Source organism: Aeromonas enteropelogenes (assembly GCF_000819845.1).
In the GTDB taxonomy this organism is placed as follows: Bacteria; Pseudomonadota; Gammaproteobacteria; order Enterobacterales; family Aeromonadaceae; genus Aeromonas; species Aeromonas enteropelogenes.
On the sequence record NZ_CDCG01000015.1, the window covers coordinates 8,904 to 9,310 of the forward strand.

The following is a 407-nucleotide window of genomic DNA, read 5'->3' on the forward strand; positions in this document are numbered from 1 at the left end:
CTGCTCGGCCCCAACGGGGCGGGCAAGAGCACCCTGCTCAAGTGCCTGACCGGTGAACTGGAGCACGAAGGCAGCATCACTCTGTTTGGCCAGGATCGCAGGCTTTGGGACAGCAACCAGCTGGCCTACCGGGTCGGCGTCTTGCCGCAGAGCTCGTCGCTCAACTTTCCGTTTCTGTGTGAAGAGGTGGTGGCCATGGGGCGACTGCCCCACAGCGAACCGGCCAAACGGCGCGACGAGATAGTGCTGGCCGCCATGACCCATGCCGGGGTAGAACATCTGGCCAAGCGGCTCTATCCCGGCCTATCCGGCGGCGAGCGGCAGCGGGTGCAGTTTGCCCGGGTACTGGCCCAGATCTGGCAAGCCCCCGACGAGGTGCAGCAGCCGCGCCTGCTGCTGCTGGATGA

The 407-nt window shown here is 65.8% G+C and carries 1 protein-coding gene; it reads left to right on the forward strand.

The window, feature by feature from the left end; all coding sequences use genetic code 11:
- Nucleotides 1–407 (forward strand): ATP-binding cassette domain-containing protein (locus tag BN1123_RS05630; RefSeq protein WP_042025806.1); only part of this gene is annotated, 407 nt, incomplete at both ends.